Genomic DNA, 19,471 nt, shown 5'->3' with positions numbered 1-19,471 from the left:
AGATCAGAGGCCAAATCTTCAGCGTCCGGTGTCATCCGGTGGCTGCCATTGTGCGCACTCGACCACGCCTTGATGGGCCAGCCACGGCACATCGTGGGAGGTCCAGATATGGGCCTGGGGTTTCTGGCCCGGCTCGTCATCAAGGGTCGCGACCCGCACGATCACATGGGGTTGGGCCGGGCGCTCGGCCATCAGGTGACTGCCGCAGCGCGAGCAGAAATGCCGCAGCTTGCCGGGCGAGGACTCGAAGCAGGACAGCAGCTCAAGACCCCGGGTCCAGCGAAAATGCTCACGCATGACCCCCGCAGTCGAGGCGAATGGCGCCGCATGGGCCTTGCGGCAGGTATGGCAGTGACAATGGCTGATCGGCATGTCGAGGCTGTCGACTGCATAGGCGATGGCCTGGCACAGGCAACTGCCGTGGAGTGTGGGCATGGGGTATTCCTTTACGGGACTGACGAGCGGTAGAAAGCTGACGTTACCACTGTTGGCCGGGGCCTGTCGGGGCTCGGAACGATGGACGTTACTGCGAGTCGGATCTGTTGAATGCAACGGCAAGATTGCTCGTTCGGTCGTCCGCGCCTAGTGTTCATCACAGGAGGTGCTCAATGCACACATCAGATCGCATCGAAAGAAAGATCCTGCTCAAGGCCCCGCGCTCGACCGTCTGGCGCGTGATTGCCAATGCCGAAGCCTTTGGCCAGTGGTTTGGCGTGGCCCTGGAGGGCAAGCGTTTCGTCGCCGGCGCGCGGACCCAGGGGCAGATTACCTACCCAGGCTATGAGCACATGGTGTGGGATGTCGAAGTCATGCGGGTCGAGCCGGAGCGGGTGTTCGCCTTCCGCTGGCACCCCTATGCCGTGGACCCAGGCACCGACTATTCTGGCGAGCCGACGACCCTGGTGCAGTTCGAACTCGAGGACATGGACGCTGGCACCTTGTTGCACGTGGTCGAGTCGGGGTTTGATAAGATCCCGGCAGAGCGTCGTCTCAAGGCCTTTCGCATGAACAGTCGCGGCTGGGACGAGCAAATGAACAATATCGAGACCTACCTCGCCACCCCTTGAACCCCCGCTGAGCCTTGAATTACCCCGCATGTTTGAACCCTACCTAAGCCAATGGCAGTTGCTCCCCGCAGGGGAGCCCATCATCACCCTGGGCAGCCGCCTGCTCCCGGTGCGTTACCAGGGGACGCCGGCGATGTTGAAAATCGCCCTCGATGACGAAGAAAAGTTCGGCAACCTGTTGATGAGCTGGTGGGCGGGAGAGGGTGCTGCCCGGGTCTACGCCCATGACGGTGCGGCGCTATTGCTGGAGCGGGCCGAAGGCCGGCGTTCGCTGCTGCACATGGCTATGCACGGGGCGGACGACCAGGCCAGCCGGATCATTTGTGACGCCGTGGCGCGCCTGCATGCACCCCGTTCGGCACCGCTGCCGCCATTGGTCGACATGCGGCAATGGTTTCGCTCCTTGGCCCCGGCGGCGCGCCGCCATGGCGGGCGGTTGCGCCAGTGCCTGGCCTGCGCAGAGTACCTGCTGGCCACGCCCCAGGAAGTCGTCGTGCTGCACGGCGATGTGCACCACAGCAACATCCTCGATTTCGGCCTGCGGGGCTGGCTGGCGATAGACCCGAAGCGGGTGACCGGCGAACGCACCTACGACTACGCCAACCTGATCTGCAACCCGGACCTGCCGAGCGCCGCCGACCCGCTACGTTTTACCCGGCAAGTGGCGCTGGTCGCGGCGCAGGCAGGGCTGGAACGGCGGCGGTTACTGCAGTGGGTCCTGGCGTTTGCCGGCCTGTCCGCCGCCTGGTTCCTGGAGGATCACGACGTGCTCGCGGCCGACAAGCAACTGCAGGTGGCAGATCTCGCATTGTTGGCCTTGGAAGTTGGACAACCCGAGGGTGGTTGACCTTCGTTCTTATGGCGAATGTCTTACACGTGTTACTGGCTATGTCGTCTATTACGCATTGGATCCGAAGCGTAATCTTCACCCATCGACTGAGCACAGGATGTACTCAGGGTCATGGATGATCGGCCATATGCAAGGAACGCAGCGACAGGATGTCGTCATGGTCTTGAAACCCGCTTCGGCGGGTTTTTTTATGGGTGCGATAAAGTGCCGGTCCACCCTTCACTCGCTCAATCTGGCTGCCGCCCGCTGGGTGATCAGCGTGCGCTGGGCGAGCGAGTCGGCGGCCAGTTGCCTGGCCCGTTGCAGTACGGCCTCGGGCGCGGTCTGCGGTTCGCCCGAGGCAAAGGGCGGGGCGGGTGCGTACTCGAGCTGCAACTGCACCAGTTGCGCGACGTCATCGCCATACAGTTCAGCCGCCAGGGTCAGGGCAAAGTCGATCCCGGCGGTGATCCCGCCACCGGTCAACAGGTTTCCGTCGCGCACCACCCGCTCCTGCACCGCAATCGCCCCCTGCAGGCCAAGCAACGAGTGATAGGCCCAGTGGGTAGTCGCACGTTTGCCCTTGAGCAGGCCGGCGGCACCCAGCACCAGGGCACCGGTGCACACTGAGGTCAGGTAGCGCACCTTGGTTGCCTGGGCCTGGATGAACGCCAGCGTCTGCGCATCTTCCATCAACGGCCCGACACCGCTGCCACCGGGGATGCACAACACATCCAGGTCCGGGCAGTCGGCGAAACGGCGGGTCGGCTGCAGCACCAGGCCGGTGCTGGCCGTCACCGGCGCGAGGTCTTTCCAGATCAGGTGCACCTGCACGTCCGGCAACGACGCCAGCACATCGTAGGGCCCCGTCAGGTCCAGTTGCTGCACTTGTGGGAACAACAGAAAACCGATCTGCAACGGCATGGCGCTCTCTCCTGGGTTGGTAAATTCGTCCCCGGCAGGGGTGGACGACTTGACTCTAGGCTTCTAGTCTTTGGCGTACACGCCAATCAGCCCTCGAATTACGCCAATGTTCACCACTCCACCGAAACCCATTCATGTGCTGGCCTTCGCCAAGGTGCAACTGCTGGACGTCACCGGGCCGCTGCAGGTCTTTGCCTCGGCCAATGATGTTGCGGCCCAGCGCGGGATGCCGACACCCTATGCGCCCCAGGTGATCAGCCCGGGTGGTGGGGCGGTGCTGTCTTCGGCCGGTCTGGCCTTGCTCGCCGAACCCTTGCCGGATACAGCCTCCGACACCCTGATCATCGCCGGTGGCTGGGGGGTGTATGCGGCGGCCCAGGACCTCGCGCTGGTGGAGTGGGTGCGCCAGCAGGCGAGGGTTTCGCGGCGGGTGGCTTCGGTCTGCACCGGGGCTTTTCTGCTGGCGGCCAGCGGCTGGCTCGATGGGCGGCGAGTGGCGACCCACTGGACCCGTTGCGAGCAACTGGCCCGGCAACACCCGCGCCTGCAGGTCGAGCCCGACCCAATCTTCATCAACGATGGCCCGGTCTGGACCTCGGCCGGGGTGACAGCCGGTATCGATCTGTCATTGGCGTTGGTGGAGGCCGACCTGGGGCGCGCGATGGCCCTGGAAGTCGCCCGGCAACTGGTGGTGTTCCTCAAGCGCCCAGGGGGCCAGGCACAGTTCAGCGTGACCCTGGACCTGCAACAGCAGGGCAATCGCTTCGACGACCTGCACGCCTGGATCGCCGACAACCTCAGCCTCGACCTCGGCATCCCGGCACTGGCGCTGCAAGCGGGCATGAGTGAACGTAGCTTTATCCGCCACTACCGCGCCGACACTGGGCAGACCCCAGCACGTGCCATTGAGAGGATCCGGGTGGAAACTGCGCGCCGGCTGTTGAGTGATTCTGCGCTGCCGATCAAACGCATCGCGGTGCAGTGTGGGTTCGGCAGTGAGGAGACGTTGCGGCGTGGTTTTCTGCGGGTCATGGGGGTTGTGCCGCAGGTGTATCGGGAGCGGTTTTCGCGGGTGTTTTGATCTTGGGGTGCGCGCCCTAAACCCTCACGGCTGCCAGTACCCGTCATCCCCACTCAATTTGCGGTCAAGAAAACACGCTGCGCTGATCAGCGCCAGGTGGGTCAGGGCCTGTGGGGTATTACCCAGGTGGCGGGCGTGGCTGTCGAACTCTTCGGCGTATAGCCCCAGTGGGTTGGCGTAGCGCAGCAGTTGTTCGAACTCCAGGTGGGCCTTGTCCAACTGGCCGGCGCGGGCCAGGCATTCGACGTACCAGAACGAGCACGCGGCAAACGCGCCTTCGGTGCCGCTGAGGCCGTCGATCTGGCTGTCGTCGTTGTGGTAGCGATAGACCATGCCGTCGCGCACCAGGGATTTCTGGATCGCTTGCAGGGTCGACAGCCAGCGCGGGTCCTTGGCGCTGACAAAACGCACCAGCGGCATCAACAGCATCGAGCCATCCAGGGCCGTGCCGCCGAGGTGCTGCACGAAGTGCCCGCGCTCGGCGTTCCAGAAGTTGTCCCAGATGTCGGCGTAGATTGCCTGGCGGGTCTGGTCCCAGCGGGCAAACGGCGCCGGCAGCGAGCGTTTCGAGGCCAGGCGGATTGCCCGGTCCAGTGCGACCCAGCACATCAGTCGCGAATGCAGGAAGTGGTGCTGCTCGCCGCGCATTTCCCAGATGCCGACATCCTCGCTCTGCCAGGTGTCGCAGACCTGATCGACCACTTCCACCGTGTGTTTCCAGCCCTCATGGGAGATCGCCTCGCCGTACTTGTTGACCAGGTACACCGCGTCCATCAGTTCGCCGAAGATATCCAGTTGCACCTGATCGTAGGCCTGGTTGCCGATGCGCACCGGCCGCGCGTTGCCGTGGCCGCTCAGGTGGCTGAGTTCGCTCTCTGGCAGTTCCTGGCGACCATCGATGCCATACAGAATATTCAGCCGGGTCGGCTGGCCCTGACAGTCACTGACCCGCCCGCGCAACCAACGCATGTAGGCATTGGCTTCCTCGACAAAACCCAGGCGCATGAAGGCGTAGACGGTGAACGAGGCGTCGCGGATCCAGGTGTAGCGGTAGTCCCAGTTGCGGATGCCGCCCGGGGTCTCCGGCAGGCCGAAGGTGGCGGCGGCGAGGATCGCGCCGTGCTTGCGTGAGGTCAGTAACTTCAGTGCCAGCGCCGAGCGGTTGACCATCTCCCGCCAGCGTCCGCGGTAGGTGGATTTGCCGATCCAGTCGCGCCAGAACTTCACGGTCCGCTGCAGGCACAGGTCAGTGTTGTCGGCCTGCCAGCGCGGGTCATCGAGGGCGCCGAGGACGAACTCGGCGCTCTGCTCCTGCTGCAACTCGAAGCGGGCGCTGGCGGCGTTGTCTACTAGCTGCAGGGGCTGGCTGGCGCGCAGGCGCAGACTTGGCTGTTGCGGGGCTTCGAAGCAGATGTCCGGCCCGTCCTCCCGTGCCGTGGTGGCGGCGCGCGCGTAGTCGTGGCGCACCGCGCAATGCAGGTCGAAGGTGGCGCTGCCGCTGACCATGCGCACCCGGCGAATCAGCAACGGCAGGTCATCTTCACTGTCGCCGATGACCAGCAGGTCGGTGATTTCCACCACCGCCCGGGCGCTCAGCCAGCGGGTTTGCAGCACGTTGGTGTCAGGCAGGTAGATCTGTTCGCGGCGCGCGTCCGGCAGGTCGGGGGCCAGCTGAAAAATCCCCGCCTTGGGGGTGTCCAGCAACGAACAGAAGATCGACGGGCTGTCGAACTCCGGCCAGCAGAAGAAATCCACGCTGCCCTTGTCGTTGACCAGCGCGGCACTGCGCAGGTCGCCAATGATGCCGTGGGCGTCGATCGCGCTTTGGCGTTCGTCACGATGATCAGCCATGTCCAGTCAGCCTCGCACAAAGAGCGTATTCAGCAGACTGACGCAAAGGCGGGGGAGTTCAGGTTCAGATCGGTTTATTTGCGTTGGGGTCGCCGCTGCGCTCGTCGTTCATCCCTGATAGCGCCCGCTGCGTTGGTGCCACTCGCGACTGCCGGCGACCCAGGCTTTGACCCCGCCGAGAAATCGCTCGAGTTCCCAACTGGCCCCTGGCAACACCCGCTGTTCGGCCGCCTCGTAGGCATACACGACGTCGTCATGGATCTTCGCCGCCAGGCCCATGGCGTCGGCTAGCGAGCAGTGCTGCTGGGCGGCCAACAGCCGCGGCAGGTTGAAGTCCTCCTGCTCGGTGAGGCTTTCCTTGTGGGCGGAATAGAGGTCGTTGGCCAGGATGGTGGCACTGGCCGCGAGTGTGGTGACCCGGCGCACCAAGGGCGCGGAGTAGAGATTGGCCGGCAGTTCATAACCGCCGATGACGTCGATCAGCGACATGCACGGCAGGAAGCTGTTGACCTGGCGGTGGGCCAAGTACTCCCAGACTCGGGGTGGTTGTTTGGTCATGCGCCACGAGGCTTCCGCCCCCATGGTCACGAACATGGCGATGATCTCGTGTCGGACCCTGGCCACTTGCGCCGGCGTGGCGAACCCCGCTACACGCGCCATGTAGGCACGTAACCCCTTGAGCACGGGGTCGGCATTCAGGGCCTGGTGCAGATCGGGCGCAAACTCATAGCTCAGGTGCGCAGGCTCCAGGGCAGCCAATGCCAGGGACAGGCGTGCGCCCACCAACTCCGGCACCGATCCACACTGCTCGTCATCGCAGTAGTAGTCATCCACCGCGAACAGCGCGGCGATGCACTGCGCTGAAAGCAAGAGGCGCTCGGGTGCGTCGGTGTCCGGATGGCACAGCATGGCGAAGCGACCGAACTGCGCGCCACGCAATTTCGGCATCTGCCCGGCGAAAATGCCGACTTGCTCGACCCAGGGGATCAGCAATGTGTCGACCTGCTGCCCGAGCGGCTCGTTTATCCGTACCGGTTCGGGGCAGTGCAGGGGCGGTATCACCCAGGGAAGATCAAGGGAATGGCTCATGGCGTTCTACCTCACCGGCAGCTTTCGCTGTTCGCTGCTCAGCACTGGCGCTGGGCGAGTTCCTTCCAGCGTCGCAATCCGCCGGGGCCAACCTGCTGAAAGATCCGCACGAACCAGACGCTGAACATTTCTGGGCTGGCTGCGATGAGGCGATCCAGGTCGGCGAGTTTCTGCCAGCGCCAGGCGTGGGCCTCCTCGGGGTTGGCAAGGGGCGCGCAGCGGCTGATACCGGCGAATACATGGTCGTACTCGTGTTCGATCAGTTGATTCGACACCGGCTCGTGGTAGAGCAGGGTGGTGACCGGCGTGAGCCGGCAGCGCAGGCCCATTTCCTCGTGCAGCCGGCGCCTGGCCGCCGCACGTGTACGCTCCCCGGGCCGCGGGTGTCCGCAGCAGGTATTGGTCCACAGCCCCTGGGAGTGGTACTTGCCCAAGGCTCGTTGCTGCAACAGCAGGCGGCCGTTGCTATCGAAAATGAACACCGAGAAGGCCCGGTGCAGCAGGCCTTGCTGGTGGGCGTAGAGTTTGCCTGCCGAGCCGATCTCGCGGTCTTGCAGATCAACCAGAATCAGCGATTCTTCCATTGCCTGGCTCCACGTGACCGGTTTCGCTCGTACTGTGGCGCAAAGTTTCGATCCTGCCTACTGTCAGAACTGTCAGGTCCGCGGTGCTAACAGCAAGCCGCGCAACATCAGCTCCAGAGCTGCCAACGCTTCGTCCAGGCGTTCGGCGGGAGCTTGATCGCGGGCGATCCACAGGGCGGCGTGGACCAGGCTGCCGTTGATCAGGCGTGCCAGGGCCTGGGGTGGGGCGGCAGCGATGGTCTGCCGCTCCATCAACTGTTCGAGCAGGCGGGTGAGGGTGGCGATGCAGTCCATTTGCAGCGACAGTGTCAGGTCGCCCAGCACGGCCGGGGCATCGAGCAGCATGATGCGCTGGATCTCGGTTTCCTGGGCCATCTGCAGGTACGCGGTGCAGCGCTGGCAGAAGCCGCTCCAGGGGTCGCTGGCAACGGCTGAGATGGCGTCGAGCCGGGCGTCCATTTCGCCGTCGATCTGCGCGACTACCGCCGCCAGCAGGCCTTTCTTGTCGCCAAAATGGTGATACAACGCGCCACGCGTCAAGCCAACGTCGGCGGTCAAGTCGTCCATTGAGGTGGCGCCATAGCCCAGGGTGGCGAAGGCGTGGCGGGCGCTGCTGATCAATTTGGCGCGGGTCTGCTCGATCATTTCGGCGCGTGGTCGCTGGCCCATGGTGTCCCTCACGGTTTTTTCGGTTTGACATACGGTGCGTATGTTTGCATGATTTTGTACATACGCGGCGTATGTATTTTTACCACGTCGACGCTTTATGGCAAGTTGCATGCCCCAAAAGAGGATGGAACCCGATGGCAAACCCCTATTCGGCCTTGTTCAAGGCACCCGGCAGCCGGGCCTTTGTGCTGGCCGGGATGATTGCGCGCATGCCGATTTCCATGACCGGCATCGGCCTGATCACCATGTTGTCGCAGCTGCACGGCGGTTATGCATTGGCCGGTGCCGTGGCCGCGACCTTTGCCTTGGCCACGGCGGTGTGTGCTCCCCAGGTGTCGCGCCTGGTCGACCGTTACGGTCAGGGCCGGGTGTTGCCCATCGCCGCGTTGCTTGGCGGTGGTGCGCTGTTGCTGCTGTTGCTCTGTACCCGCTTGCAGGCGCCGCACTGGACCCTGTTTGTATTCGCCGCGTTGGCCGGTTGCATGCCGAGCATGTCGGCGATGGTGCGGGCGCGCTGGACCGAGATCTACCGCGGCAAGCCTCAATTGCAGACCGCCTACGCCCTGGAGTCGGTGCTGGACGAGGTCTGTTTTATCGTCGGCCCGCCGCTCTCGGTGGGGCTGTGCGTGGTGGCCTTTCCCGAGGCCGGACCGCTGGCGGCACTGCTGGCGTTGGCCATCGGGGTCAGTGCGTTTGTCCTGCAGCGCAGCACCGAGCATGGCGTGCATCCCCATGACCAGGCGCAACCCGGCTCGGCCATTGCCTCGGTGCACGTGCGTTGGTTGATCCTGCTGATGGTCGCCCTGGGCACTATCGTCGGCGTGGTTGACGTGGTCAGCGTGGCCTTCGCCCAACAGCAAGGGCAGCCGGCGGCGGCGAGCATCGTGCTCTCGGTGTATGCCATCGGCTCCTGCCTGGCGGGCCTGGCATTTGGTGCGCTGAAAACCGAGGTGCCGCTGCCGCGCCTGTTCCTCTATGGCGGGGTGGCGACGGCGCTGACCACGCTGCCGTTGCTGCTGGCGAGCAACATTGTCGGGCTGGCACTGACGGTATTCATCGCCGGGCTGTTTTTTGCCCCGACCCTGATTGTCGCCATGGCCCTGGTCGAACGCATCGTGCCGCCGGCCAAGCTCACCGAGGGCCTGACCTGGCTGGTGACCGGCCTGAGCATCGGCGTGGCCATCGGCGCCGCCGGTTCCGGCTGGCTGGTGGACGCCTTTGGTGCACGCAGTGGATTCTGGCTGGCGATTGTCGCGGGGGCGGTGGTGCTGGGGGCGGCAGTCCAGAGCTATCGTCGCTTGCCTGCGTGATCAGGACTGCTTGGCCTGCATGGCTCCCATAACAAAAACGCCGCTGGCCCATTCCTGGGGCAGCGGCGTTTGCGGTTGCCGGTTTAAAAGTTGTAGGTCATGTCCGCCGTGACGGTGCGACCTTCGCCGTAGTAACAGTCCAGCGTGCTGTTGCAGGCGGCGACGTATTTCTTGTCTTCGATGTTTTCCAGGTTCAGTTTGACCTTCACGCCTTTGACCCGCAGGGGGGATTTTTCCAGGTCGTAGGAGAGCATGCCGTCGTACACGGTGTAGGACGGAATCTGGAATGAATCCTCCTCGTAGTCAGAGCCGTAGCTGCTGCGCACGTAACGCACGCCCAGGCCAGCGCCGAGACCGGCGAGGGCGCTGTGGTCGAAGCTGTAGTCAACCCATGCCGAAGCGGTCAGCGGCGGGTTCATGGCTATGGTGCGACCCTCGCGACCATCGTTGGTGCTCTGCCACTTGATCTGGTTGCGCGACACCGAACCCAACACGCGCAGGTTCTGGGTGACGTTGACCTTGCCTTCCAGCTCCACGCCGCGCGAGCGCACCGCGCCGCTCTGGATACTGAAGCCTGGGTTGTCGAGGTCGTTGGTCAGCATATTCTCCTGGTCGATCTGGTACACCGACAACTGGATGAAGCCGTCGATCGCGGTCGGCTCGTACTTGACGCCCACTTCATACTGCTTGCCTTCGGTTGGCTTGAAGGCTTTTTCATTCATGTCCACGCCGGTTTGCGGCAGGAACGATTCGGCGTAGCTGACGTAGGGCGTCAGGCCGTTCTCGAACAGGTAGCCAAAGCCGGCCCGGCCGGTGAACTTCTCATCCGTGGACTTGGTGTCAGCCATGGTGCTGCCTGGCTGGGTGTTTTCGGTGGTGGCGTAGTCATAACGCCCACCGAGGGTCAGGAACCACTTGTCCCACCGCATCTGGTCCTGCACGTACAGGCCGGTCTGCTTGACGGTGTTGTCCCAGCGGTACGGTTGGCTGAAGGTGAACTCGCTGCCATAGACCGGGTTGAACAGGTCGATGGCCGGGCCGTTGCGGTCGTACAGGCCGAGGAACTTGGTGTTGAAGTGGTAGTAGTCCACGCCCAGCAGTACGGTGTGGTCGAGCTCACTGGTCTTGAACTTGGCCTGGGCGGTGCTATCGATGCCGTAGACCTTGTTGGTCTGCGACCAGTCCACGCCGAAGCGTTTCTGGTAGCGGTTGTCGGCAACGCCGGTGGCCGGGTTGGGAATGTAGGAGTAGCCGTGCAGCGGCGCGACGTACTGGTCATCCACGTAGGCGTAGCTGGTGCGTTGCTTGAGGGTCCAGATGTCGTTGAGTTCGTAGGCCGCGTCATAGCCGACCACAAATTGCTCGCGGTCGTATTTGTTCAGGCCTGGCTCACCGAGGAACAGGTCGCGGCTGATCTTGCCATTGGGGCTCTTGAACACCGTGCCTTCTGCCGGCAGGCCCTGGGCTTCCGGGGTGTCGCGGTCTTTCTGGTACTGGGCGAACAGGGTCACGCTGGTGCGCTCGTTCGGCAGCCAGGTCAGGCTCGGCGCCAGCAGCATGCGGTTGGTGTCGGCGTAGTCGATGTTCGAGTTAGCGTCGCTGGCCAGGCCGGTCAGGCGATAGAGCAACTCGCCCTGGTCGTCGATCGGGCCGGCGAAGTCGAAGGCGCCGTACTTGCGGTCGTAACTGCCGGTGCCCAGGACCACTTCATGCAGCGGCGTGGCGGTCGGGCGCTTGCCCACCAGGTTGACGATCCCGCCTGGCTGGTTTTGTCCGTAGAGCACCGAGGCCGGCCCCTTGAGCACTTCGATGCGCTCCAGGGTGTAGGGGTCAATCTGCAGCGAGCCGCCGGTACTGCCGCCGCCGTAGGGCAGGTGCAGGCCGTCGAGGTACACCGGGGTCGGGGTGAAACCGCGGGAGGTCGGCTCGTCGAAAATCCCCACGCGGTCGGAGAAACCGCCGCCGGTCACGCCCGCGGTATAGCGCAGCGCTTCGGTGACGGTCTGCGCGCCACGGGATTTGACTTCGTCGGCGGTGACCACGTTGATGGTCTGCGGGATTTCATTCAGCGGTGTATCGGTTTTGGTCCCGGTGCCGCTGCGCTTGGCCACAATCCCGGCAACCGGCCCCCATGCCGATTCCTGGGTCGCAGAAATGTTGGTCGGGTCCAGGTCCAACGAGTTCGCGCTGCTGCGGGTGCGCAGGGTCAAGGTATTGTCCTGGACGCTGTAGTTGATGCCGGTGCCTTGCAGCAACTGGGCGATTGCCGCGTTGGAATCCAGGCTGCCCTTGATCGCGGTGCTGCGCAGGCCGGCGACATCGTCCGGGCTGTACAGCACTTGCAGGTTGGTCTGGCGACCGAATTCCTGCAGCGCGCTACCCAGTGGCTGGGCCTGGATGTTGACCTCGACCACCTGCGCCTGGGCCTGGCCGATCAGCGGCGCGGTCAGTGCCAGGGCGCACAGGGTCGGTAGCCGTGGACGAAACGAATGGCGGATCAGCAGGGCCTTGGCCAGTGGGTGGAGTCCGTGTGGTGCGGGCATTATTCTTTTACTCTTCAATGCGTTGACTGAGAATTATTTGTACCTTCTGTTAGTAAGACGCGAGCCCTTGGAAAAACCGGAAAGGCTTGATGAGGTTTTTTACGAAATTTTCACAATCAGGTCGGTGATGCAGACGCGCAGCCCTGCCGTGTCATCACCAATTGCCCCCCAGCGCCTTGTACAAGCCAATGCTGGCCTGCAACCGCGCCAGGCGCAGTTGCACGTTCAAGTCCTGGGCGGCGAACAGGGTGCGTTGGGTTTCCAGCACGCTGAGCAAATCCTCGGCACCGGCCTGGTAGCGGCTCTGGGCGATGTCGAAGGCGGTCTGGGCCTGGGCCAGTTCCTCGCCTTGCCATTGGCGTTGCTCATCGAGGCCGCGGATGCTGGTGAGGGCTTTTTCGACGTCGGCAAAGCCATTGATGATCGCCCCGCGATAACTTTCCAGCAGCTCTTGCTGGCGCGCGGTGGCGCGGTCGCGTTCGGCGCTCAGGCGGCCATTGTTGAAGATCGGCGCCACCAGCCCGGCCGTGAGGTTGTAGAACGGACTGCGCAACAGGTCGCCGAAGGTGTCGGCACCCGAGCCGATATTGGCGCTCAGGGTGACGCTGGGCAGCAGCGCTGCACGGGCCACGGTGACATCGGCCTGGGCGGCGGCCAGTTGCGCTTCGGCGCGGGCGATGTCGGGGCGGCGGCTGAGCAGGTCGCTGGGTACCCCGCTGGCGATACTCGGCCAGCTCATTTGGGCGAAGCTCAGGTGGCTGCGCGGCAGCGCTTGCACCGGGCGACCGAGCAGGGCCGCGAGGGTGATCCGGGCTTCTGCGGCCTGCTGTTGCACCAGCGGTAATTGCCGCTGTTGGGCCGCGACCAGGCTCTTTTGCTGGGCCAGCTCCAGGGCTGTGGCCGACCCCGAATCGTAGCGGGTCTGCACCAGTTTCAACACGCTTTGCGCGTTGCCCAGGTTCAACTCGGCGATGCGGCTTTGCTCGGCCAGCGACAGGCTTTGGCTGTAACTGTTGGCCACGCTGCTGAGCAGAGTCAGCTCGACGGTTGCCTGATCGAACTCGCTGGCGCGCACCCCTTGCAGCGCGCTGTCACGGGCGGCGTGCCGGGCGCCCCAGAAGTCGATCTCGTAGCTGGCGCTGAGGCTGGCGTCAAAGTAGTCCACCGCCTGGTTACTGCTGTCGGCGTCCAGCTGGCTGTAGCCATTGCCGCGCAGCAGCTTCTGGCGGTTGGCATTCAATCCGGCCTTGACCTCCGGCAGCAACGGGCCACCGGCGATCACCGCCGTCGCCTGCGCCTGGCGCACCCGTGCCACGGCGGCTGCCAGGTCATGGCTGCCGAGCTGCGCTTCGGCGATCAGGCTCTCGAGCTCCGGGCTGCCGAACGTGGCCCACCATTGCTGGCGGCTTTTCTCGGGCTTGGTGCTGACGGGCGATTGCCAGGCGGGCGGCGCGCTGATGCCGCTGTCCGGGCGCTCGGCGGGGGTCCCGCAGGCACTGAGCAGCAGGCAGGCGCAGAGCAGACTCAAAGGCGGCTTCATAGGTCGATCATTCACTGGTTAGGGCCGTGACCGGGTCGAGCCGGGCAGCTTTACGGGCCGGCATGAAGCCGAAGATTACGCCGGTGACCAGGGCGCAGCCGAAGGCGCCGAGGACCGCGAACAGGGAGAACGCCACGGCCACTTCACTGAGGATCAGCACGCCGCCCACCAGCAAGGCCAGGGCGATCCCGGCAATGCCGCCAACCACCGAGAGCATCACCGCTTCCGTCAGGAACTGGCGCAGGATGTCCCGTTGCCGGGCGCCGGTGGCCATGCGGATGCCGATCTCGCGGGTGCGTTCGCGCACGGTCATGAGCATGATGTTCATCACCCCGATACCGCCCACCAGCAGGGAAATCGCGGCAATCGAGCCGAGCATCAGCGACAGGGTATTCTGCGTGCGCGCCTCGGCCTGGATCATCGCTGCGTTGTTGGTCAGCTCGTAGTCCTTCTTGCCGTTGTGCAGCTTGCGCATCAACTGGTCGATGGCCTGTTCGGCTTCCTTGACCTTGCGCGCGTCGGCGGCAGCAATGGCGATGTACTCCGGCTCGTACGTGCCGAACAGGCGCACGCTGGCCGCGGAGTAGGGGATGGCGATGCGGTCGTCGCTGTCCTGATCGCCGGAGCTGGCGCCTTTTTCCGCCAGCACACCGACCACCTGGAAGGGCACGTTCTCGATCAGGATGTACTGGCCGATCGGGTCGGCGACGTCCTTGAGCAGTTTGTCGCGGACCTTCTTGCCGATCACCGCCACCGCCGCGGCATTGCGCTCGTCGGCCTCGGTGAAGTAGCTGCCCTCGACCACCGGCCAGTTGAAGATCGCCGGGAAGTTGGTGTCGTTGCCGCCGACGTAACTCAGGTGGTCGGCGTTGCCAAAGCGCACTCCAGCCTCGGCGCCATTGACCGGCATGATGCGCTTGACCTGCGGCAGGCGGGCCAGGGCCGCGACGTCGCTGAGGGTAACTACCCCTGGGGGCGTGCGCGGGTTTGGCGACGAGCCGCTGAGGTAAATGATGTTCGAGCCAAAGGCACCCATCTGCGCCATCACCTGGCGCTTGCTGCCTTCGCCCACCGCCAGCATCACCACCACCGAAGCCACGCCGATGATGATCCCGAGCAGGGTCAGGGCGGTGCGAAAGCGGTTGATCCACATCACGCGCCAGGCCGCGTGCACCGCATCCAGCAGTTCGCCTTTCCAGGCGCCGCTGGCTGCGCTGCCCTGGCTCAGGCGTTGGCGCAGGTCGACGGCCTGCAGGGCGCCGGGGTTGGCCGAATGCTGGACCTGCGGGTTGTCGGCGGCACTGTCGCTGATGATCAGCCCGTCGCGGATTTCGATAACGCGCTTGGCCCGGGCCGCGACTTCGCGGTCGTGGGTAATCAGGATCACCACGTGACCCTGGCTCGCCAGTTCATCGAGCAGGGTCATCACCTCGGCGCCACTCTGGCTGTCGAGGGCGCCGGTGGGTTCATCGGCGAGGATGATATGGCCGCCGTTCATCAACGCGCGGGCAATCGACACCCGCTGTTGCTGGCCGCCGGAGAGCTGGTGGGGACGGTTGCCGGTGCGCTCCGCCAGCCCCAGCCGGGCGAGCAGGGCGGCCGCGCGGGCATGCCGTTCGGCGGCCGGGGTGCCGGCGTAGATCGCCGGCATCTCGACGTTTTCCTGGGCCGAGCCCGAGGGAATCAGGTGGTAGCCCTGGAACACAAAACCGAAGGCTTCACGGCGCAGCCAGGCCAGTTCGTCGCTGTCCAGTTGCGCGACGTTTTCCCCGGCAAACCGGTACTCTCCGGCGCTCGGGCGATCGAGGCATCCGAGGATGTTCATCAACGTCGACTTGCCGGAACCGGAGGCGCCGACAATCGCCACGAACTCGCCGGCATGGATCGACAGGTCGATGCCGCGCAGCACGTGGACTTCGGGGGCGTCACCGCCGCCGTAGGATTTGCGGATGTGTTTGAGGTCGATCAGCGGCGTTTGCATTCAACCCTCGTTGCCGTCGACCGGACCGATCAGCAGGTGATCGCCCTCATTCACGCCATCGAGGATCTGCACCTGCAAGCGGTCGCTGAGGCCGGTGCTGACTTCCCGAGCTTCAATGCTGCCGTTCTTGGCGACCACCCGCACACTCTGGCTGCCGGCCCTGGCGCCGTTCTGCAGGGCCGAAACCGGGGCGGTGAGCACGTCTTTCGCCGCACCGGCGACAAAAAACACCTGGGTGGTCATCTCCGCCATCAGCGCGTTGTCGGCGTTGTCGACGTCGAGCAATACGGTGTACAGCACCACCCGCGCGCTGCCGCTTTTACCGCTGCTGGACGGGCTGCCACCACCGCTGCCCTGGCCACTCTGGTCCAAGGGCTTGGGCGGCACCGGGAGAATCTGCCGCACCGTGCTTTGCCAGCGTCGCGCACCGCCTGCGAGGGTCGTGAAGTAAGCCTGCATACCAGGTTTGACGTGGCCGATATCAGCCTCCGAGACCTCGGCCCAGACGGTCATCGGCGACAGTTTGGCGATACGCAGGATCAACGGCGTCTGCTGCTGCGCGTTGAGGGTCTGGCCGGTTCGGGCATCCAGCGCCACTACCGTACCGGCCATCGGTGCGTAAATCCGTGTGTAGCCCAACTCGGCCTGATCGCTGCGCAGGCTGGCTTCGGCCTGGCGGATCTGGGCCTGGAACATCTGGATGCGAGCCTCGGTGGCGCGCAGTTCGGCGTGGGCGGTCTGCACATCCTCTTCACGGGTGGCGCCGCCGGCGGCGAGGTTCTGCTGGCGCTGGTATTTCTGCCGGGCCAGGTCGTGCTGGGCGCGTTGTTCCTGCAGTTGGGCCTTGAGGTTGTCGATGGAGAAGCGCCCGGCATCGAGCTTGGCGTTCTGGGTCGCGGGGTCGATTTCCACCAGCAGTTGACCTTCCTTGACCACATCCCCGACTTCGACGTGGATGTTCTTGATCTGTCCCGAGGCCTGGGCGCCGACGTCGACATAGCGCCGTGGCTGCAAGGTGCCAAGGGCGGTGACGCTACTCTCGATGTCGCCGCGGCTGACCTGCACCGTGGCGAACTGATCCCGGCCGGGGGCGTTGAGCTGCCAGGCAGCCAGGGCAATAACCGGGATCAGGCAAAGGCCTGAAAGCAAGGCACGGCGGGTCTTTCGCGGGTGTTTCATGCAGGGTTCCGATCAATGGAAATCGTCCCCTGCCGGTTGGCGCAAACAGCGCGACCACAGCCAGGCCCTGCCAGAAATCCCGGCAGTTACGGGGAACTGTCCTTAATACGATGAATTGACGGGCAAATTTAGGCGCTGACACAAAGGGTTACAGCTGCCCGTCGGGATTATTTACCGCGCAATCGACGCAGTGCTTTAAATCTATATGAGAATTACTATAAATTACACGCCGCAGATTTGCCATCATCGTGCCGCCATCGTTTTCCTCAGGCGTTGGCCAGGTTCAAGGACAGGTACCGTTCATCAAAGCGGTCGGGAGTCACGTTGGAAAACTACTATCGCGAGCTGGTGCGTTTCCTCAACGCCAAGCTGGGCAACCGCCAGGTGGCCGAAGATGCGGTGCATGACGCCTACGTGAGGGTGCTGGAACGCGCCAGTGACACGCCGATCGAACAGCCGCGCGCCTTCCTCTATCGCACTGCCCTGAACCTGGTGATCGATGGTCATCGGCGCAATGTTGCGCGCGCGGCCGAACCGCTGGAAGTGCTCGACAGCGAAGAACGCTTTCATAGCCCGTCGCCGCAGAACAGTCTCGCGCAAGCGCAGCGCATGGAGCTGTTGCAGCGCGCCCTGGCTGAACTGCCGCCGCTGTGCCGCGAGAGTTTCCTGTTGCGCAAGCTCGAAGGCATGTCCCACCCCGAGATTGCCGAGCACCTGGGCATTTCCCGCAGCCTGGTGGAGAAGCACATCGTCAATGCCATGAAACATTGCCGCTTGCGCATGCGCCAATGGGATGCGGTTTGAGCGGTTGTCGCTCGCTGCAGGCTACAACCACCCCGAGCGTTTAAAGCTGCCCCACAGCGCGACGCAACCCACGCTGATAAACCCCAGCACCGCGAAATAGCCGTAGTGCCAGGTCAGCTCCGGCATGTTCTGGAAGTTCATCCCGTAGATCCCCGCCACCGCCGTCGGAAACGCCAGGATCGCCGCCCAGGCAGCGAACTTGCGTTGCACCACGCTTTGCCGTGACGCCTCCAGCAGCACCCCGATCTCGATGGTCTGGCTGGCAATGTCGCGCAGGGTGGTGAGGTCCTCCATCTGCCGAGTGACATGAATCTGCACGTCCCGAAAGTAGGGGCGCATGTTCTTGTCGATAAACGGGAACTTGAGCTTCTGCAGCTCTTCGCTGATCTCCACCATGGGCGCGGCGTAGCGACGCAGGCGCAACACGTCGCGACGCAGGCCATGCAGGTTCTGGATATCCCGCTCGTTCAGGGCGCTGTTCAGCACGTTGTGTTCCAGCGCATCGATTTCGCCGTGAATCGCTTCGCCCACCGGCTGGTAGTTTTCAATCACGAAGTCGAGCAGGGCATACAGCACGAAGTCTTCGCCATGCTCCAGCAGCAGCGGGCGCGCCTCGCAGCGCTGGCGCACATGAGCATAGGAGGCCGAGTGGCCGTTGCGGCAAGTGATGATGTAGCCCGTGCCGGCAAAGATGTGAGTCTCGATGAACTCCAGCACGCCGTTCTCGCGCACTGGTGAGTAGGTCACGATGAACAGCGCGTCACCGAAGGTCTCGAGCTTGGGCCGGCTATGTTTTTCCAGGGCGTCTTCGATGGCCAGTTCGTGCAGGTTGAACTGGCGTTGCAGGTTGGCCAGCTCCAGCGCACTCGGCTCTTCGAGGCCGATCCAGACGAAGTGGCCGGGTTTTGCCGCCCAGGCCGCGCCTTCATCCAGGGTGATATTGGTGACTTTCTTGCCGGCGCTGTAGACCGCGGCCGCAACGACTCTACCCATAATTCCGATTCACTTCTTCTTCGCCGATGGCAGTGACAAGCAGGGTGCAGCTTAGCCTGCTTGTGGAGGTCGGGGCGAGGGTAAACCGGAGCGCGGGCTCGGCGCTCAGGCGGCTTGCAGTTGGTGGTCCATGGCCTCGATGCATTCACGCATCTGCTCGCGGCACTGCGCGATCAGTTGCGGCATGTCATCCAGGGTCAGGCCAGCGGTAGGGATCGGCGGCAGCGAGCGGATCAGGATCTGGCCGCTGTTCCAGCGATTGAGGCGCATGTGGTTGATGTAGTTGCTGACGCACACCTGCACGATCGGCACGCCGGCGGCAATCGCCATCTGGAACGCGCCCTTCTTGAACGGAAGCAACTCCTTGCCCAGGTTGCGCGTGCCCTCGGGGAACACCCAGATCGAGGTATCTTTGTGCTGCAAGGTGTGGGTGGTGGTGAGCATCGACTGGCGGGCCTTGTGAGCATTGCCGCGGTCGATCAGCACATTGCCGGCCAGCCAGAACAGTTGCCCGAACAGCGGCACCCATTTCAGGCTCTTCTTGCCGATGCACACGGTGCGGTGGGGCACCACGTTGCCGAGCACAAACAAGTCGTAGTTGGACTGGTGGTTGGCAATCACCACGCAGCTTTGCTTTTTGTGGGTCAGCGAGTCGACGTCGGTCTTGACCCGCAGGCGCAGGATGCACATCGCTGGCCAGGCATAGAGGCGGGCGCACAATCGGCTGTTATCCGGATTGAACGGCCGGCACAGCCCAAGCAACACACCCAGCACACCCGCCAAAACAAAATGCAGGCCCATCAACAACATACGAAACAGATACAGCATCTACAGGCCCACCGGAGCAAAAGGTGGCGCAGTGTACGGATGTGCACTGTTTTCGGCAATTGCCGCTATATAGGTAGGAGATGGCCGATGTTTAAGCGCATGTTTCCAACATCTGCTGATGGATGCGGGCTAGAGCGTTTAAGCGCTTTTCGGTTGCCGATGTAGGAAAAACCCCAATGCTTGGCGACAACGCCGAACA

At 63.8% G+C, this 19,471-nt stretch carries 17 protein-coding genes; 5 read left to right on the top strand and 12 right to left on the bottom strand.

The genetic code is table 11. From position 1 onward, the window contains the following. Positions 1 to 18 precede the first annotated feature (18 nt). Positions 19 to 435 carry a GFA family protein gene (locus tag QMK50_RS05685; RefSeq protein WP_320332740.1) on the bottom strand — a complete coding sequence of 139 codons (417 nt, stop codon included), beginning with the start codon at positions 433 to 435 and terminating at the stop codon, positions 19 to 21. A 173-nt stretch (positions 436 to 608) separates the two neighbouring features. On the opposite strand from QMK50_RS05685, the gene QMK50_RS05680 reads away from it, so the two are divergent. Both QMK50_RS05680 and QMK50_RS05675 read left to right on the top strand, forming a co-directional pair. Beyond that, positions 609 to 1,067 carry an SRPBCC family protein gene (locus QMK50_RS05680; RefSeq protein WP_159997188.1) on the top strand — a complete coding sequence of 153 codons (459 nt, stop codon included), beginning with the start codon at positions 609 to 611 and terminating at the stop codon, positions 1,065 to 1,067. Between the two features lie 28 nt (positions 1,068 to 1,095). Beyond that, entirely contained in the window at positions 1,096 to 1,914 is an 819-nt protein-coding gene (locus tag QMK50_RS05675; protein ID WP_320332739.1) for an aminoglycoside phosphotransferase family protein, read from the top strand. Between the two features lie 222 nt (positions 1,915 to 2,136). Here the strand turns inward: QMK50_RS05675 and inhA are convergent, their stop codons facing one another. Continuing rightward, a complete protein-coding gene (gene inhA, locus QMK50_RS05670; RefSeq protein ID WP_320332738.1) occupies positions 2,137 to 2,820 on the bottom strand; it encodes an isonitrile hydratase in 684 nt (227 codons plus the stop codon). Between the two features lie 106 nt (positions 2,821 to 2,926). Here inhA and QMK50_RS05665 point away from each other — a divergent pair, with 106 nt between their 5' ends. After that, complete coding sequence (locus tag QMK50_RS05665) at positions 2,927 to 3,901, top strand: GlxA family transcriptional regulator (RefSeq protein WP_159997182.1); 975 nt, start codon at positions 2,927 to 2,929, stop codon at positions 3,899 to 3,901. Positions 3,902 to 3,925: 24 nt separating this feature from the next. Here the strand turns inward: QMK50_RS05665 and QMK50_RS05660 are convergent, their stop codons facing one another. The 4 genes from QMK50_RS05660 to QMK50_RS05645 all read right to left on the bottom strand — a co-directional run bounded on the left by QMK50_RS05660 (position 3,926) and on the right by QMK50_RS05645 (position 8,094). Then, positions 3,926 to 5,752, bottom strand: coding sequence for a glycoside hydrolase family 15 protein (locus tag QMK50_RS05660; RefSeq protein ID WP_320332737.1), 1,827 nt, complete (start codon positions 5,750 to 5,752; stop codon positions 3,926 to 3,928). A gap of 108 nt (positions 5,753 to 5,860) precedes the next feature. Next, positions 5,861 to 6,841, bottom strand: coding sequence for a family 2 encapsulin nanocompartment cargo protein terpene cyclase (locus QMK50_RS05655; RefSeq protein ID WP_143501122.1), 981 nt, complete (start codon positions 6,839 to 6,841; stop codon positions 5,861 to 5,863). 38 nt (positions 6,842 to 6,879) lie between these two features. Next, the gene (idi, locus tag QMK50_RS05650) at positions 6,880 to 7,425 is read right to left on the bottom strand and encodes an isopentenyl-diphosphate Delta-isomerase (RefSeq protein WP_095165605.1); all 546 of its coding nucleotides are present in this window, start codon (positions 7,423 to 7,425) and stop codon (positions 6,880 to 6,882) included. A 72-nt stretch (positions 7,426 to 7,497) separates the two neighbouring features. Further along, positions 7,498 to 8,094, bottom strand: a complete 597-nt coding sequence (locus tag QMK50_RS05645; RefSeq protein WP_320332736.1) for a TetR/AcrR family transcriptional regulator — start codon at positions 8,092 to 8,094, stop codon at positions 7,498 to 7,500. Positions 8,095 to 8,228: 134 nt separating this feature from the next. Between QMK50_RS05645 and QMK50_RS05640 the strand changes: the two genes are divergently transcribed. Further along, entirely contained in the window at positions 8,229 to 9,404 is a 1,176-nt protein-coding gene (locus QMK50_RS05640; RefSeq protein WP_320332735.1) for an MFS transporter, read from the top strand. Positions 9,405 to 9,487: 83 nt separating this feature from the next. Here the strand turns inward: QMK50_RS05640 and QMK50_RS05635 are convergent, their stop codons facing one another. From QMK50_RS05635 to QMK50_RS05620, 4 genes are all read right to left on the bottom strand, one after another. After that, on the bottom strand, positions 9,488 to 11,947 hold the full coding sequence (locus tag QMK50_RS05635; protein ID WP_320332734.1) for a TonB-dependent siderophore receptor: 2,460 nt from the start codon (positions 11,945 to 11,947) through the stop codon (positions 9,488 to 9,490). A 154-nt stretch (positions 11,948 to 12,101) separates the two neighbouring features. Beyond that, a complete protein-coding gene (locus QMK50_RS05630; protein ID WP_320332733.1) occupies positions 12,102 to 13,487 on the bottom strand; it encodes an efflux transporter outer membrane subunit in 1,386 nt (461 codons plus the stop codon). Positions 13,488 to 13,494: 7 nt separating this feature from the next. Continuing rightward, positions 13,495 to 15,468, bottom strand: coding sequence for a MacB family efflux pump subunit (locus QMK50_RS05625; protein ID WP_095165597.1), 1,974 nt, complete (start codon positions 15,466 to 15,468; stop codon positions 13,495 to 13,497). Beyond that, positions 15,469 to 16,647 carry an efflux RND transporter periplasmic adaptor subunit gene (locus tag QMK50_RS05620; RefSeq protein WP_320332732.1) on the bottom strand — a complete coding sequence of 393 codons (1,179 nt, stop codon included), beginning with the start codon at positions 16,645 to 16,647 and terminating at the stop codon, positions 15,469 to 15,471. A 273-nt stretch (positions 16,648 to 16,920) separates the two neighbouring features. Between QMK50_RS05620 and QMK50_RS05615 the strand changes: the two genes are divergently transcribed. Next, positions 16,921 to 17,451, top strand: coding sequence for a sigma-70 family RNA polymerase sigma factor (locus QMK50_RS05615; protein ID WP_256585398.1), 531 nt, complete (start codon positions 16,921 to 16,923; stop codon positions 17,449 to 17,451). Between the two features lie 21 nt (positions 17,452 to 17,472). On the opposite strand, the gene QMK50_RS05610 is transcribed toward QMK50_RS05615, so the two are convergent. Further along, positions 17,473 to 18,444: a magnesium and cobalt transport protein CorA gene (locus tag QMK50_RS05610; protein ID WP_095165592.1), complete on the bottom strand. Its 972-nt coding sequence runs from the start codon at positions 18,442 to 18,444 to the stop codon at positions 17,473 to 17,475. A 105-nt stretch (positions 18,445 to 18,549) separates the two neighbouring features. After that, the gene (locus tag QMK50_RS05605) at positions 18,550 to 19,272 is read right to left on the bottom strand and encodes a 1-acylglycerol-3-phosphate O-acyltransferase (RefSeq protein ID WP_159997166.1); all 723 of its coding nucleotides are present in this window, start codon (positions 19,270 to 19,272) and stop codon (positions 18,550 to 18,552) included. Positions 19,273 to 19,471: the final 199 nt, after the last annotated feature.

It is taken from the genome of Pseudomonas sp. P5_152 (assembly GCF_033989915.1).
In the GTDB taxonomy this organism is placed as follows: Bacteria; Pseudomonadota; Gammaproteobacteria; order Pseudomonadales; family Pseudomonadaceae; genus Aquipseudomonas.
This window is presented reverse-complemented; position numbering and strand designations above follow the sequence as displayed.